We start from the raw sequence: 15210 nt of genomic DNA, 5'->3' as shown, positions 1-15210 counted from the left end.
AAAAGCCCCGCAAAGGCGGGGCCGTCGAGGGGGAACCTTCCCCGGGGCGGTCAGTAGCCGATGCTCTTGTCGAACTCTTCGTTGCCGTTTCCAAAGGTATTCGGGAACAGGAACACGAAAAGTCCGGTAACGACGACTGCGCAGAGGAGGTATTGAAGTTCCATGATGCGAATTGTAGCAAGGTTTTAGAATTTAGCAATAGCTTTTAGCTTCTCTACAACAACCAAGCCCCTGAAACCAACCAACTCCCTGCCCCTCGCTTTAGGGCGCCCAACACGCCCGCAACACCACTGGCTGCGCCGCCACGCATCACTCGCAAACGAAGAAAACGCCGGCTCGGCCGGCGTTCGTTTGAATGTTAAGCAGTGGGCTCGGCGCTCAAGCCACGCGCCTTTGCAAGTAGTGCGTCCTTAGCTTTAGCTAGCGCGCCAGGCGTGAATTCAACGTAGTTCGCGCCGGAAATGCCCAGCGCAAAAACCGAATGCGTGGCCACGATGATTTGAAAGCTCGCCGTAGAGCGCTCCTGGGCAAACGCATGCCACAGCTGTGATTGCCACTCAATCGAGAAGTTGCTCTCCGGTTCGTCGAGCAGAATGCTCGGTTGCCCGGGCTCGATGGACGCGGCCATTCTCCCTTCAATCAATTCCAGCTTGGGCTTCCAGACACTGTTCAGGTTGCCGGCGCCCACCTTTCGGACGATATCCGTCGGCATCTTGGCTTTCCCCGCCAGGATAGCGAGGGCCCTATTGATGCGCTGGACCGACACCTGGCCGTGGCTGGCCTCGCGTTCCGAAAGCTTCGACATGATGCCCTCCCTCAGAAAGTCCTCATCGAAGGAGCCCCCACTGACGCCAATTTGCTTCCGGCTGTCAACGAACACCGCGGGCTGCCCGTCGTGTGTCACCTTGAGCCCGATGCCGTCCACGGCCGCCTTTTGGAACGGTGCCTCGATGGTCGAGCGAAGCGACTCCTCTGTGATGGCGGATACCCCACCTTGTGTGGCGCACATCGTGTCGCTGAGGATGCGCAGGACTGTGCTCTTGCCGCAACCGTTGGGGCCGAAAAGAATGTTCAGGCCCGGCTTGAAGTCAAGCTTCTTGCGTCCAGCAAAAAATGGAAGCTGGGCCGCGTAGCCGAACAGCGGGGACCTTTTGAGGCCGGTGAACGAAATAGATGTGTACATGTCTCGGTTTTCAGAGTTTGCCTGCTTGGTCTAGCAATCGGGGCCTGGCCGCACAGGCCCGGTGCGGCGGCGCGCCCGCATGCAACGACCAACGCGGCGGCCCTTGAAGATGCGCCCTCGCGCGCAGCCAGGGGTAAGAATCCGCCGCGGCCTGCAGTCGAGCTAGTCAGCAGCCGGGTCCGGCGTCGCAAGCAGCATCTCGGCCAGGTCGAGCGCTTTCCGTGCCGCCATGGCGCGGCCTTCGTAGATGCGGACCTGCGCCCGCTTGCGAGCAATGAGGGATGCCGCGGCCTCTTCCTTGGTCGGGCAGGCGTACCGCTTGTTGGCAGACAGCCGAACGAACTTCGGCGCGCCGTGAACATCTAGCCAGACGCCCTTCGCAGTTTGCTTGGTCACCCGGAACTCTCGACAGAGGATGTCCACTCGACCTTCCCCGATTGGGTTATCGAACTCGTCGAGCGATGGCGCATAGCGGACATCTTCGTATCGGTAGAAGACGTCGAAGCTCGAGGCCCGGCTGACGGCAAAGGTGGTTGGGGCTTTCATGGGCGCCTATAGCAAGGCTCCTTTAGCGCTTCATTTGGCCCAGCTCTGACGCCCCGGGGCGGCGGTGTTGTTCGCCTCCCGTTCCATTTCCTCGAAAGAAAGGGCCTCCGTGCGTACGCAGGAGGCCCTGGAATGACGTGTGGGCTTTCAGCGCTTGTAGTAGCGCGCACCTTCGGCTGATTGCGGGTAGTTGCTGGCTTGTCGAGCGCGGTGGGAGGAAATCCGACCGGTCGCGGTTCCTTCGCCGCCGAATCGAGGAATTCCCTCGAAATTCGGGGATGAGGAGACGAACCGGCTCATTGAGGAGCCAAGGAGAGCGTACCGAACTACGCCCGCGCCAAAGCTCGACACGAACCGCGAGATATCCTTCACGCGCTTGTCAACCTCCGGGTCAGCGACGGGCACGCCCAACCTTGCCAGGGTTCGGGCAAGTGGCAAAGCGCTGAGGCGAGCCGATTCTGCGGGAAGCGGAAGCTGCACTCCAACCCCGTCAGCTCCCTTCACGAGTTTTGTGCCGCGAGGGAGGGCCTGGAAGCCCGTCGTGGTGGCGTCGATGGGGGAACGTTTGCTATCGGGCATGAGAGCGTCCTATTCTGTTGAGTTGACCTTCCGCGTTTAGCGATGGCCCCGCCCAGGACCCCAAATGGGCGGCTTAGCGCCGGCGGCTAACTTGAAGACAGGCGGCTCGCCCCCAGGGCAGGTGTACCTCGGCGCCTTCGCCAACGTCCCTCCTCATAAATGTGGATTGACGTCGCGAAAGCGGCGTGTATTGTCAGCTCGGCACAGAAATCGGGGCAAAACAATGCGAACATCCTCTCCTCTCGCGTACGCACAGGCAACACGCATCTGGTTCATCGCTTTGGTGCTGTCGGTCCTCGCTGGCTGTGCAGACATCCGCCTGGTAGGGACCTACGACAAGCAAATCGATGACGGCGTCACCGCACTGCAAAAGAGCACCGAGACGTACCTGGTCAAGCTGACGTCCGGACCGGGGGACAAAGCGCTGCCGTACAAGGGCAACGAGGCGTTCTACGGCGAGACCAAGGTGGCTGTCAGTTCCTTGCGCGTGCGCGCAGACGCCACGTCCCGGAACAGCCTGACAGTCCGGCAGCTCGACACATTGCAGACTAACTACGACCTTTTCCAGAAGATGCACCAGGACGGCATTTCGAAAGCTGAAATTCCGCTCGTCCGGGATGGGTTCAACTCTCAGTTCACGGCAATCTTGACCTTCGAACTCGCGAAGCGTCGCACAGAGAATCCAGATGAATCGAAGGCGGTCGCGCCCCCCACGCCCGTCAAAACACCTGCGAAGTAAGGAGCTACGAAATGAGCGGCATCGACGTCGACCAGCTTGGAGCTGACATCGTCAGCGGCTTCAAAGGCGCGGTAGGGGCAAAGTGGCCTGCAGTGCGAGAGTACTTCGAGGCCGAGTCAAAGGTGCTGGCGCAGCGGCTTGCGACCATCGCCAAGCTTCGCATCGAGGGAAAAATCTCGGAGCAACGAGCGAAAGAGCTGGTTCAGTTTCAAAAGAACTCATTTGAGACAGTCCTTCTCGCAGTCGAAGGGCTGACCCAGCTCATCATTGAGGACGCGCTCAACGCCGGCTTGAAGGCCGTCAGAACTGCGATAAACACCGCGATAGGGTTCGCACTTCTCTAGCGGCTGCCGCGCCGCCGGCCAGTTGCGGAAACCGTAGGGCTTTCGTCACGACTGCCGGCGCGCGAACGGAGCCCCGAGCGCCCGGGGCACCTCTCCATCGCACATCGTGTTGTTGCGTGCGTACTCCGCGAGTGAGTCGATTTGCCGGTGCGCAGCTTTTACCCCATCGAACCGGCTCTTGCCCCACGGCAGCCACTGGCTTTTGAGGTTCTCGGTGAACACGACCCGCAGCTCGCCCGGCGTTCCGTAGAAAACGCGGTTTCCGAAGGAGCGGCTCAGCGCGGCCTTGAGCTCGTCAGCTACCCTCTCCGCGTGAGCCTGGTTCGCCTTTACATGGCGAAGCTCGTGTTCCGCAATCTCCCAGAATGCGCACGTGCCCTTCGGGAACTCCTTGGCCACGGTCACACATTGGGGCCCCACCTGAACCTGCACCTTCACCTTTGGTCTGGCGCAAGCCAGTCCGGTTGCTCGGTCGACCAAGGTTTGACCTTCCCAGCTCGACGACAACTGAAAGTTGGCTTGGGTGAGCCCTAACGTGATGTGAGCCGCGCCGCCCAGAGGCGCCTTTCGCGTGAGCTCCTGAGCGCCCATGCCAAATTCGTAGACGACCTCGCTGGGCAGCGAATCCACGATGACCTCGCCGAGCCCCAGTCGCCGCTCGCACTCGGCCTTGAAGCGCTCGGGAGGCTCGGGCTGGGCTTACGCGGATAGCCCGGAGGCAGCGAGGATTGCTGCGGCAAGCAGGCGAACGCACAGATTAGGCGCCGACAGGGGCGCGTACGATGAAGGCACGGCGGACAGGAAGAGCTACGGGACTACGTCTAGGCATGCGCGCGTTCTGTGCCCGGCAGGCGGGCGCGCGCTGTGGCTACACGGAGGTAGGTCAACTACTCACACAAAGCAACGATGAAGCTCCAAAAACATCCCCCGGTGAACAAGATTTCGGTTTCGGACGCTTTCCGGGTACGCGTCTTCAACATCGCCCAGGAAGTGCACTACATGTTCCAGGCTCACAGCGAGGCCCGTGGCGGCCATCCCGTCGAGTTCAGCTGCCACATGTACGACTCGGCGCCGTGCGACTACGCGGCGTACATAGACGTGGAGACCATCCCAACCGATAGCCACGGCCACCGCCGCTGCTGCGCAACGGGCAATACGCTCGACGAGCTGGTTTCGAACCTGGACCTCGCCCACAGGCCGTCGGAGCTCGCCGAGCTGCGCATGCTATTGGCAACGCGAAGCCTCACCAACAAGAAGCAGCCCATCGGCGACCTGGTTCTCTACGAACCCTCAGCCGAGCAGCGTGAACGCCACGCCGCGGCGCGTGCCCGCTTTGTCAAGGAACACCTTGAGAAGGAGAAAGCGGCAATGACGCAGCGCACGTCCATCGCCATCGAAGCCGCAGCGGAACACGTCGCCGCAGCTGCGAAGTTTGGCATCCGGCGAGATTTGGCACCGAACTTCGACAGAATCTGATAGGCCTTGATTGCGAAAGGACCCCCTCAACGAGGCGGGTCCTTTTCTTTGGCTGCCCCGGACGAAAATGCCCTGCAACCAGAAGGTCGCAGGGCATCAAAATCAGCCGAGCTTAGGCGGCGTATTGCTTGTGCATCGCGCGAACCATCGAAATCTGCGTCCGCAACAGAAGCTTCGCATTCTCGTACGCCAGCTCTTGCTGGCAGAAGCGGCGCCGAGCAATCTTAATCATGGGAAGAATCTCTTCCTCCGCTTCCTGCACATAACTGAGCTGCTTCTCAGGCGTCCAGGCCTCGCCCATCGTGTTCTGGTTATTTCCGCGGTCTGCCGGCTTCGCGATGCTGGCCGTTCGGGACCTCGCCAGGCCGGCTTGATACTCCGCCGGCGTCTTCTTGACCCCGTCAACTACCTTGCTGATGGCTTCGACGCCATCAGCGACTTCGGAGCCGAATCGACTCACGAATTCGTTGTAGCGAAGGTTCCCGTCCTCCATGGCGTCATGCAGCAATGTCACCGCGATGGTCTCGATGGGCTTGATGAGGTCCGGCAGCGTCATGACGTACATCGTCGCTTCCACCGGGTGGATGATGTACGGGCCGCCTGTGCCTTTTCGAATCTGGTCCGCATGGACCTCAATCGAGCACTCGAGCGCGTCAACGGCAAGGTACCAGGAGGGGTCGACCTTGCCGGCGCCCAGGAGGCGCGAGCGCAGGATTGAGACGTACTTCTTGGTGTGGGCCTTCGCGGCAGCTAGCGTGTTGGTTTCGGACATGAGTACCTTTCTGAGTTGTTCTCTTACCTTCGCCGTCTAGCGAACCCTTCGCCGTGCGGCTGACGTGTGCCCAAGCTCGGGCGCCCTTCGCGCCAGGCGTGAACTTCTGACGACAGCCGCAGGTGCAAATTTAGGGCCCCTGATGCATCGTAGTCATATTCGTTTTAAACTGATAGCTTATAGAAGGTGCAAGGCGAATCACCCTTCTAAAACATTACTTTTTTGAGAGCGAGCACCGCATGCGTGAGGGAGAGGTATCCCAGGTCGAGCTGATGGCCAAAGACGTTGAGTTCGTGATTCGTGGATTGCTGGAGGAAGGCCGTGCGGTGTTGGTCGCCTTTTCGAGCGGAAAGGATTCATCGCTGGTCTTGGCGCTGGCCTTAAACGCAGCCCTCGCCCTAAAGCGGTCCGGCGGCGATGTGCCACCAATCCTGATTACCCACGGGGATACCGGTATTGAGAACCCAACAATTTCTGCGCTGGCAATGCGAGAAATGGAAAAGGCCAGGCAATTTGGCCTTGCGCACGGTATCACCGTGGTCGCGGAGGTCGCACGACCGTCGCTCAACGACTCCTGGGCCGTCTCCGTCCTCTCCGGGCGCAAGCTGCCCACCTTCGCCAATGCGGCATCCCGCGACTGCACGGTCGGCTACAAGGTGCTCCCGATGGCCCGCCTTCGAAAGAAGTTGCTCGCCCGATTCAAGAAGCACGCTGCCGCGGCGGTCACACTGCTCGGCACCCGCTTTGAGGAGTCGACGGGCAGAGCTGCCCGGATGGAGGAACGAGGCGAGTCAGCGACGCGCCCCTGGTCGAAGAATGGCCAGTTGTTCCTCAGTCCAATCGCGTTCTGGACTACTGATGACGTCTGGGAGGCCTTGGGCCATATACGCAGGGGCGCTCTTGAAGCGTTCACCAACGCGCGAGACGTCTTCGAGGTCTACGCCGCTGGCGGGGGTTCATCGTGCGCTGTAGTGGCCGACATGGCAACAGAAGGGGTCAAGAAGTCACGCGCCTGCGGAGCGAGGTTCGGGTGCTCCCTGTGCGCGGCCGTTGGGCGCGACAAGTCGCTGGAAGCGATGATTGAATCGGACCCGGGCTACGCCTGGCTGCGTGGCTTGAATCGGATTCAGCGGTTCATCGTCGACACGCAGTACGACTTCGACCGCAGAAGTTGGCTGCAGCGCCAGTCCGATGGGAACGGGTTCCTTGTCGTCAAGCCGGACACCTACTCGCCGGCCATGCTTGCGGAGCTCCTACGCTACTGCCTCACGGCCGATGCCGAAGAGCGGGTGGCAGCGCGCCGCGTCGGCTCAAGTCCGCGGTTCCAGCTGGTATCTCCCTCTGCAGTGGTGGCAATCGACGCGAGTTGGGGCCTGCAGGGCCAGTTTGAGCGGCCATTTACAGCGGTGGAGATTTGGCTCGACGTGCATGTGCGTGGACGCCGGTACCATCCCCCTGAGAATCTGGTCGCCTTCCCGCCCCGCGGCGTACCGAAGGAGCGCTTTCTATGGGTGGGCACGGACTGGGGAGCCGGCGAGAACCTGGACTTTCTAGGGCTGCGGGACGTTGTACGAGAGATGGTGCACCAGGATGGCACCCCTAACACGACGCTCAAAAACGGGCGCCAAGTCCTGCGCGCCCACGAGGCGGAACTCTTTGACGTTGACGAGGAAGCGGCTGAGGAGTTTCTTACCTGGGAAGCCGAGCACAAGGTTGAGCAGTCCACGCGCCTGGACCTTGCGGGGACCGCCTCCTATTTCTACTACGCCGGCCTGGGGCTCATCTCGACCTCCAAGCGGCACCTGGGCATGCTCGACGAGGTCGTGCGCAGAACCAACTGGAAGCGGGACATCGGCCTGTGCGGTTCGGGCGCCGCGGCCAAGGCAAAGGCGCTCTCCATTTCCCGCGAGAAGCGCGACGAACACCTTTCCGAAGCAGCCCGGGGCGCGAAATCCTCGGTCCCCGACCGCTCCCTACACGAGCAAGGCCAACTTAAAATCAACCCGTCATGAACTTCATCTCTCGCCCTCGTGGCGTCAAGCACGGCAAGCGCGCCCGCGCTGTGAGCAAGAAGGTCTTCCAGACCCACCTCGGCGACGTGCCGCTCGATATGACGGCGCTCAACAAGGTCCTCGAGGAGCGCGTCAACGGACCTGTCTGGAATCCTGGCGATGTGCTGCTCGTCGACACCATCGTGCCCGAGGGCTCTGCGGAAAGCATGCGTGCGTGGCTCGCCACGTTTGGAATCCGCAAGGCCGACTTTGTCGATGCCGGCACGCTCAATGCGTGCGAAGGCTCCACTTTCCACGAGGACTCGCAGGCCTACGGGAATGAGTTTTTCTGTATACAGTGGCTCGAGCACACCGACCCCTGGGACCTGGTGTTCCCCGAATCAGGCATCCGGATTCCGCTTTCGAGGGGTTCCACCGTCCTTTTCGACCCCGCGAACGTCCACGGCGTCGTAGGGCGGGGATGCTCGCAGTTTGACGAGCCTTCGCTCGGCGACTACGGGGTGCAGGCATTTTCGTCGCTGAATCTGAAATCCAACCCGAAGCTCATGCGGCTCTTCGATGTCGCCTGGCTGAAGGACAGCCACGATACCCTGGACCTGACCTGGAATGAGCCGCCGCGTCGCGTTTGTCACCTGACTGGCGCGGCGGTCTCCTGTTAGCTTTCTCAAGCAGCGCACACCCGTGCGCTGCTTTTACTCCACTGAAGGCTCCCGTGGCCGGGGCCGCCTAAGAAACCCCGGAACCGGTCGGTGTGGCGGCGCTCGAATTGGTAACGCCCTGGAAGTTTTTGCCAATTTGGCGTGGCGTTGCCGGCGCCCGTTGCTACACGAGAAAGTTCCTCAACCAGCAAAAGGCCATATGCCCGATATCCACAGCTACGCCGACGTCATCGTCGCAAACGTGTACCACCTGCTGCCGAAAGGGACCGACCAGGCCTATGCAGTCAGCATTCGCATGGATTTCAACAACTACCAGACGGACAAGGAGCTTCCGACAGTTGGTGGCTACCTGCACCTCGCATGCCACGCCCCGGCCAACTACATGTCGGTTTTCGCCGCGCTGACGAAGCGCCCAATCGCACGCTATGACGAGCTGGACTGGGCCCACGTGTGCTCCCATGACAGCGCTTGGCGCGACGACGGAATTCGGGCCACGATGCGCGAAACGTTCCGGACGCTCCATTGGCACGCCGAGAGCTACCTAAACTGCTCGCAGGAGAGCTTGTCGGTCCACCTCGGAATCGAAGACATGGCCCTAAGCCTGGTGCACGAGCTTCTAGCTCCCGCGACGCTCCGGTTAGACCGCAGCCGTCTCGACGTAGCTGGCTTCATCAAAAAGGTCCCGGGCTGACGCACTCCGCCCCTTCAATCTCATTCATCGTCCCGCCTTGTGCGGGATTTTTTTATCGTACAGCGCACGCTCGTTGCACAAAGCTTCGTCCCTATAGGTCGTGGAAACTTCCTTCTGACCAAGCGCCATTTCCATGACCGCCTTCCAAGGAGCAGGACTCCTCTTCACCGTCATCTCCGTCTTCGGTGTCATCAACCATCGATACCTGAAGCTGCCCGACACTCTGGGCATCACGGCAGTTGGATTGATGCTTTGCCTTGGCCTGTCCATTCTTGGGACGGGCCACCCTGAGATGGTGGCTCAGGCTCAGAAGCTGGTGACCCAGATTGACTTCTCAGAGGTAGTCTTCCACGGCTTGCTCTCCTTGCTTTTGTTTGCAGGGGCGCTTCACGTCGACGTCTCGCGCCTGCGTGCCCACAGGGCTCCCGTCTTTCTACTGGCGACGGTCGGAGTCGTCATCTCCACGGCCGTAGTCGGGTTCGGCCTTTACTTGGTCGCAAGCCTGTTCGGTAGCCCCATCAGCTTGTTGTGGTGCCTCGTGTTCGGTGCCCTCATCTCTCCGACTGACCCGATTGCTGTGTTGAGCGTGTTGAAGAGCGCTGGTGCGCCGCCGGCACTGGAGTCAAAAATCGCGGGCGAGGCTCTCTTCAACGACGGCACAGCTGTCGTGACGTTCGTAACGCTGCTCGGCCTCGCGGCCGGCACAACACATTTCTCGTTGGGTGAGGTTGCAGTGACGCTCGCACGCGAGGTCATCGGTGCCCTGCTCCTAGGAGTGGCTGTGGGATACGGAGCCTCCTTGATGGTCTCCCGCGTGGAGAGCTACCCGGTCGAAATCCTCATCACCCTCGCTGTTGCCACGGCCGGCTACAGCCTTGCCGAGCTCCTGCATGTTTCCGCGCCCCTGGCTGTGGTCATCATGGGGCTCGTGCTTGGCAGTCACGGTGCAACAAAAAGCATGACTGCAAAGACGCGTGAGCATCTGTTCAACTTCTGGTCCCTGTTGGATGAGCTGCTGAACCTGTTGCTTTTCGGGCTCATCGGGCTCCAGATGATTGCGGTGTCGCTCAAGGCAAATGTGGTCTACCTGGGCCTCGCCGCCATCCCGGTCGTTCTCACGGCGCGATTCCTCAGCGTTGCTGCACCTTTGTCGGCGCTGAGGGGCTTTCACGCCATGAGCCCTCACGCAGCCAAGGTGATGACCTGGGGTGGTCTGCGGGGCGGCATTTCGATTGCGTTGGCCCTCTCTCTGCCGGTGTTCGAAGGCCGCGACCTCATCATAGGCGTGACCTACATCGTCGTGGTCTTCAGCCTGCTGGTCCAGGCGACGACCCTCGGGCCGCTCGTCAAGCGGCTAGGGCGCTCCTGCTCCGGCGAGTAGTCAGCAAGCGAAGCGATGGCTCGGGCGTCGTTCTTGTTTAGGTCGACTCTAAAACGGTGCGAGCCTAAAACATCAATGCTATAATGGCTAAGCCGTGGCCTACGCGTGGGTTCTTTCCAAAGGGACCCTTTTTTAACACCCTGCCGCTTCCCCTAACACCATACATGACTATCCACATCTTCGGCGGCGGAACCATCATGCATGTCCGCAGCCACATGGCGCTATGTGCGCCGGCGAAGGGCGGAACGGCCAGGAAGCTTGCCGAACTCCTTAGAGGCAAAGGCGCCTCCTGCGAGCTCCACCTCACGGGCATGGCGGACCCTGACAGTTCGATGGATACCAACGACGACGTCGAGGCAGAGCTCCGCCGGGTCCTCGCGCTACCGGAGACACAGGCAATCGTGTTCAACGTTGCGCTCTGCGACATGAACGGCCAGATTGGTGACGTGAAGTCTGGCAAGTACGCCGAGCGCCTCCAAACCAGAAAGGTCCCGGAGGGCGGGCTCGTGATGAAATTGCGGCCAACCTCAAAGGTCTTGGGCCTCGTCAAAGAGCTGCGCCCGGACGTGTTGGCAGTTGGGTTCAAGACGACCGCGGGGCAGGCTCCGGAGGTGCAGGTGCAGCGTGCTGCTGTGATGGCGCAGCAGCATGGGCTGCCACTTGTGTTCGCCAACGACGTTGTGACGCGATACAACATGGTCATTCCCTTCCTGGCGGAGCCCGCCGGCGAGCCTTGGCCGCTTTACGCAGGCGACAACCGAGAATCGGCGCTCGGGCACCTGGCTGACCTCGTTCTGCTGGGCCTCAAACATGGCTAAGCCGCTCGTCGCTGTAGACGGCGCATCCGGGACCGTAGGGCTCACGCTTATGGCACGCCTCGCCGGCCGGGATGACATCGAGGTCACTCCCCTTGGCAGCAAAACGCCGGCCGACGAGAGACAGGCAGTCCTCGAGCGGGCGTCGGTAGCGGTGTTGTGCCTGCCCGAAGCAGCCGCGCGCGCCGCAGTCGCTTCCGCCCCGAAGGGGCTGCGCATCCTTGACGCCAGTCCAGCTCACCGAACCGCCGAGGGCTGGGTATACGGCCTGCCAGAGCTCTCCAAGGACCAGCCTGGCGCCATCCGACATGCCGACCGTGTGGCCAACCCGGGCTGCTACGCGACGGGGGCGATTTTGCTGCTTCGACCGTTCGCCAAGGAGCTGGCAGACGCCGATTACCCCGTCAGCGTCACCGCCGTGGGCGGGTATACGTCTGGTGGCAAGAAGATGATTGAAGCCTTCGCGGCGGACCCGTTCGGGTACCGACTGTACGGGCTCGACCTCAACCACCGGCACGTCCCGGAAATCGTGCGGTTCGCGCAGCTCAAGAGCACGCCAGTTTTCATGCCAGCCGTGGCAGGGTATGCCCGAGGAACCTTGGTGCAGGTGCCGCTGCACCTGACAGCCCTGGGGCTGCGCCTTGAAGAGGTCGTAGAGCGGCTGCAAGGCGCCTACAGGCTGACGCGTGTCCACGTCGACGTGGACACGGATACGCGCCACTTAGATGCCCGCTGCACGGGAACGAACGACGAAGATGGTGTTTTCGTTTCGGTTCATCCGAGCGTCGATAGTTCGTGCTTGGTGCTATCGGCCGCATTTGACAACCTCGGCAAAGGTGCTGCCGGCGCCGCCTTGAACAACGTACTCCTAATGCTTGGAAGCAGCCTCCCTTTCGCCGGGACCAACGGCCGCCGAAGCTGAAGGCCTGGCACCTTCGTGGAGGCTGGTTCGGTCGAATAGCTCGCAAACTAATGGGGCTCGCCACAGTGGGGGTTCTTGTGTTTAGCTACAGCATCCCTTCGCTAGCTACACCCTTCAGGTCATCAACTGAAGGAACCCCTTGAAATATCTTCGCACCCCTGGCGGCAATCTCCAGTTCATCCTCGAGTCGGACGACGACAAGGAACTGGTAGCAGACCTGCTCGAAACCCACGGTGGCGACGACGTGACGCTGCTCTCCTGGCTCTTGGAAGCAACCGGTTGGTCACCCAACGGGCACTTCGACCGCATCAACCCCGAGGATGTCGCCGCCCTTACAGATGCCCCCATGCTGGCAACAGATGTCGAATACCTCGACGACGGCTCGCGACGCGTACACGGCGACGTCTGGTGGTACCCCGACTACGCTGTTCGCAACTTTGGCGACGAGCTGCTGGCAACCGGCAAGACCCAGTTCACGCTGGCTGCCTAGGCCGACCGGAGGGCCGGCGCTCCACATACTCCAAGCAACTACCGAAGGAACACGATGCCAGCAAGTCAAACCGCTGCCGACAATCAAGGCGCGCTCTCTCCGCGCGCGAAGGCCTTAGGCCTCGACGTCGCAGGCACCTATTTCGACTACGACACGAAGATGCGCGAGCCGCGCATCCCGAGTACCGACGAAGCCTGGGAGGACGGAACACTCGGCCGGGACGCCCGCTACGCCCGCGTAGTCTCGCCGCAGGACGCTTACGGCCTCGGTTAACGACCAGCCCAGCTCATGATTAAAGGGGACCGCATCGCGGTCCCCTTTGTTTTGGAATCAATCAGGCTTCAGGGTCTCGAGCGAGTCGACCCGAAGGCGCGGCCCCACGGCCTTTGCCTCCCTTGCACGGGTCACCGTGCCGTGCACGCGGACTCGAGTGTTCTGCCGGCGGGCTGCCTCTTCGGGCGAAAGGCCCTCGAGCGCCCAAACGCCTGCATCCTTGGTGACGACAGCCGGCGTGTTGAACTCGGCCGTTCCCCGCAAAACGAGTTTTCCGGTGAGTTCGATGTGCTGGCCGACCGACGGTGCCGCGCAGGCCGACAGCGCAAGCGTACTCAGAAGCATGGAAGCAAGAGCGAAACGGGGATTTTTGAGCATTGGCGGTCCTAGTATGGGGCAGAAAAAAGCTGCTCCTTGGTGTAGGAGCAGCTTTGAAATCAGACCGTCGAGGGTCTTAGTTGACGATGACCGTCAGCGTCGTGCCTCGCGGGACGCGAATCGTCTCGTTGTACGTCCCGGTCGCGTGGTAGCGGGTGACAGGGAAGCTCGCCAGGGACTCCAGCTGTGCTGGAACCGCAGACGGCAAACCACGCTCGACTTCACCAAAGAAGGCTGGGTCAATGTCCACCAGGTTGAAGCCTTCTTCGCTACGAGCGGGCATCGTGTACTCAGGCACGCCCGAGCTCACCGGCACCAGACCAGCCGAGGCGGCCGAGAAGCGACGCAGTTCTTTGCCAATGCCCGAGCCAGCACGCTGAGCCTTGATGGCGGCGTCCAGGATGTCCGCAGAGTCCTCGATGCCCGTGCTGTTCAGCACCGACTTGAAGAAGCCGAGGCCAAACTGGCGATTCAGGAAGCCACCGAACGAGCCGGAGACCGCGTAGCTTTCGCAGGTTGCTGCCATCGGCGTCCAGTTCAGCAGGCTGCAGTTGTAGCTGCCGACACCGCGGTAGTTCAGGTAGGAGGGGAAGCGCACGTCACGAATTGCGTTGTGAGCCTCGTCCAGCTTGAAGCTGGCCCAGTCCTCCATCATCAGCGCAGACATTTCTTCGAGCCAGATGTCGAACGTGAATTCAACGCCCATCTGGACGCCGCGGCGGTAGAAGTTCTGCATGTGCATGCCTTCGTGCGCCAGGGCTGTCACGATTTGCTTGAGACCACGCTCGCCGTCCAGGTACATCGTTTCCGTGTCCATGTACAAGCTCAGGGACTCGTTGCTCATCGCCAGTTGCGGGTCGCCGTCCTTCTTGAAGTTGTTCAGCGCCCAGAAGTAGCCGCCGAGGCCGTAGGCCTGGTTGTTCTGGTCGAAGTTCACGAAGAAGATGTCAATCGGCTGTGCCGTGCCATCCAGGAGGAAGGATTCAGCGTGCGGGCCCCAAAGAGGGCCACCGACCTTCACCAACATGTCGTAGATGCCGCCGGTGCCTGCGAACGTGTCCCGCATGCGGGTCACGAGCGCGTCAGAGACGCGTGCCGGGGCCAGCTCCGAAGCTTCGACCCAGACGTTCACCATCGTGCCGTCGCCGGTCATCTTCTGGTCTGCCAGCCTGACGGTGCGCTGCGAGCGGTCGTTGAGGTACACGGTCCGCTGTTGGCCAACCGCATAGCCAGAAGCCTGCGAAGGCGCCGTCGGCGCAGTCAGCTTGGCTGCATACATCGACTTGGATGCCTTGCCGCCGAGCAGCTTTCCGAAGCCAGCGCGATTGAACTCGCTGATTTCAGCCTTCGCTGCGACGTCCACCTTGTTCGGCTCGACGTCGCCGATGACCGACTTGCTCAGAAGCTGGGTCTTGCCGCCGAGGTTGTAGATTTGCAGCGCCGGCATCGGCACCGCTTCAGCGGATTCGTTAGTGAACACCAGCGTCACCAATTGACCGTTCAGGCCTTTGATGGACACCGGAATGTCGACAGGAATCGTGGAGGTGTTCGAAGCCTGCCAGACGCCGGTACCCGAACCCCCGTAGGTGTTCTGGTCGACCGCGCCGCAGCCGGTGCAAGCAGCGACTAACGGCGAGTCGGTCGGTTGCGCGGGCGTTTGGGGCGCTTCCACGACGGGTGGCGTCGTGGGCGTTTCCGGGAAGGCCATCATGCCTCCACCGCCACCACCGCCACCGCCACCCCCGCAAGCGGTGAGTGCAACGGCAACAGCCAGGCCGGCGGCGAAGCCCAAGAGAGATTTCGTTCGATAACGGTACATGCGTCCTGTTTCCTTGTTCCGGCTGTGCCGGCTTTTCGTTGGCGACGCGAGGTCGCAAAAAATGTGGTTCCTTCGCGGTCTAGCAACCGCCCATGAAAAGGGGGTACGGGTCTAAAAGGAAGGTCTGCGAG

18 protein-coding genes are annotated in these 15210 nt (G+C 61.4%); 11 read left to right on the top strand and 7 right to left on the bottom strand.

The features are described from left to right. Window positions 1–358: 358 nt before the first annotated feature. From APY03_RS12610 to APY03_RS41405, 3 genes are all read right to left on the bottom strand, one after another. Window positions 359–1183 carry an AAA family ATPase gene (locus APY03_RS12610; RefSeq protein WP_068677322.1) on the bottom strand — a complete coding sequence of 275 codons (825 nt, stop codon included), beginning with the start codon at window positions 1181–1183 and terminating at the stop codon, window positions 359–361. 162 nt (window positions 1184–1345) lie between these two features. Next, a complete protein-coding gene (locus APY03_RS12605) occupies window positions 1346–1729 on the bottom strand; it encodes a hypothetical protein (protein ID WP_068677320.1) in 384 nt (127 codons plus the stop codon). A gap of 147 nt (window positions 1730–1876) precedes the next feature. Then, a complete protein-coding gene (locus tag APY03_RS41405; RefSeq protein ID WP_146039502.1) occupies window positions 1877–2308 on the bottom strand; it encodes a hypothetical protein in 432 nt (143 codons plus the stop codon). 223 nt (window positions 2309–2531) lie between these two features. Between APY03_RS41405 and APY03_RS12600 the strand changes: the two genes are divergently transcribed. Both APY03_RS12600 and APY03_RS12595 read left to right on the top strand, forming a co-directional pair. Continuing rightward, window positions 2532–3047, top strand: coding sequence for a hypothetical protein (locus APY03_RS12600; protein ID WP_102905919.1), 516 nt, complete (start codon window positions 2532–2534; stop codon window positions 3045–3047). Window positions 3048–3058: 11 nt separating this feature from the next. Beyond that, the gene (locus APY03_RS12595) at window positions 3059–3391 is read left to right on the top strand and encodes a hypothetical protein (RefSeq protein WP_068677317.1); all 333 of its coding nucleotides are present in this window, start codon (window positions 3059–3061) and stop codon (window positions 3389–3391) included. Window positions 3392–3436: 45 nt separating this feature from the next. Here the strand turns inward: APY03_RS12595 and APY03_RS12590 are convergent, their stop codons facing one another. After that, window positions 3437–4021, bottom strand: coding sequence for a hypothetical protein (locus APY03_RS12590; protein WP_146039501.1), 585 nt, complete (start codon window positions 4019–4021; stop codon window positions 3437–3439). A 300-nt stretch (window positions 4022–4321) separates the two neighbouring features. Between APY03_RS12590 and APY03_RS12585 the strand changes: the two genes are divergently transcribed. Continuing rightward, window positions 4322–4867: a hypothetical protein gene (locus APY03_RS12585; RefSeq protein WP_146039500.1), complete on the top strand. Its 546-nt coding sequence runs from the start codon at window positions 4322–4324 to the stop codon at window positions 4865–4867. 112 nt (window positions 4868–4979) lie between these two features. Here the strand turns inward: APY03_RS12585 and APY03_RS12580 are convergent, their stop codons facing one another. Then, window positions 4980–5639, bottom strand: coding sequence for an HD domain-containing protein (locus APY03_RS12580; protein ID WP_068677311.1), 660 nt, complete (start codon window positions 5637–5639; stop codon window positions 4980–4982). Between the two features lie 272 nt (window positions 5640–5911). Between APY03_RS12580 and APY03_RS12575 the strand changes: the two genes are divergently transcribed. The 8 genes from APY03_RS12575 to APY03_RS12540 all read left to right on the top strand — a co-directional run bounded on the left by APY03_RS12575 (window position 5912) and on the right by APY03_RS12540 (window position 12882). Beyond that, window positions 5912–7651, top strand: coding sequence for a phosphoadenosine phosphosulfate reductase domain-containing protein (locus APY03_RS12575; RefSeq protein ID WP_162487204.1), 1740 nt, complete (start codon window positions 5912–5914; stop codon window positions 7649–7651). A gap of 50 nt (window positions 7652–7701) precedes the next feature. Continuing rightward, complete coding sequence (locus APY03_RS12570) at window positions 7702–8310, top strand: hypothetical protein (RefSeq protein WP_146039499.1); 609 nt, start codon at window positions 7702–7704, stop codon at window positions 8308–8310. Window positions 8311–8509: 199 nt separating this feature from the next. Next, window positions 8510–9001, top strand: coding sequence for a hypothetical protein (locus APY03_RS12565; RefSeq protein WP_068677305.1), 492 nt, complete (start codon window positions 8510–8512; stop codon window positions 8999–9001). Between the two features lie 133 nt (window positions 9002–9134). Next, window positions 9135–10382, top strand: a complete 1248-nt coding sequence (locus tag APY03_RS12560; RefSeq protein ID WP_068677303.1) for a cation:proton antiporter — start codon at window positions 9135–9137, stop codon at window positions 10380–10382. A gap of 164 nt (window positions 10383–10546) precedes the next feature. Then, window positions 10547–11200, top strand: a complete 654-nt coding sequence (locus tag APY03_RS12555; RefSeq protein ID WP_068677301.1) for a phosphopantothenoylcysteine decarboxylase — start codon at window positions 10547–10549, stop codon at window positions 11198–11200. After that, complete coding sequence (argC, locus tag APY03_RS12550) at window positions 11193–12119, top strand: N-acetyl-gamma-glutamyl-phosphate reductase (protein ID WP_068677299.1); 927 nt, start codon at window positions 11193–11195, stop codon at window positions 12117–12119. The genes APY03_RS12555 and argC overlap by 8 nt, the downstream gene beginning before the upstream one ends. Before the next feature lie 139 nt (window positions 12120–12258). After that, a complete protein-coding gene (locus APY03_RS12545) occupies window positions 12259–12609 on the top strand; it encodes a hypothetical protein (protein WP_068677297.1) in 351 nt (116 codons plus the stop codon). A gap of 54 nt (window positions 12610–12663) precedes the next feature. After that, window positions 12664–12882, top strand: coding sequence for a hypothetical protein (locus APY03_RS12540; RefSeq protein ID WP_068677295.1), 219 nt, complete (start codon window positions 12664–12666; stop codon window positions 12880–12882). Between the two features lie 57 nt (window positions 12883–12939). On the opposite strand, the gene APY03_RS12535 is transcribed toward APY03_RS12540, so the two are convergent. Together APY03_RS12535 and APY03_RS12530 are read right to left on the bottom strand one after the other, a co-directional pair. After that, a complete protein-coding gene (locus APY03_RS12535) occupies window positions 12940–13227 on the bottom strand; it encodes a hypothetical protein (protein WP_146039497.1) in 288 nt (95 codons plus the stop codon). Between the two features lie 109 nt (window positions 13228–13336). After that, the gene (locus APY03_RS12530; protein WP_068677291.1) at window positions 13337–15079 is read right to left on the bottom strand and encodes a M30 family zinc metallopeptidase; all 1743 of its coding nucleotides are present in this window, start codon (window positions 15077–15079) and stop codon (window positions 13337–13339) included. Between the last annotated feature and the right edge of the window lie 131 nt (window positions 15080–15210).

Origin of the sequence: Variovorax sp. WDL1, assembly GCF_001541225.1 — a bacterium.
GTDB lineage: Bacteria > Pseudomonadota > Gammaproteobacteria > Burkholderiales > Burkholderiaceae_C > Variovorax.
Note: the sequence above shows the minus strand (reverse complement) of the source record. Positions and strands in the feature narration are given on the sequence as shown.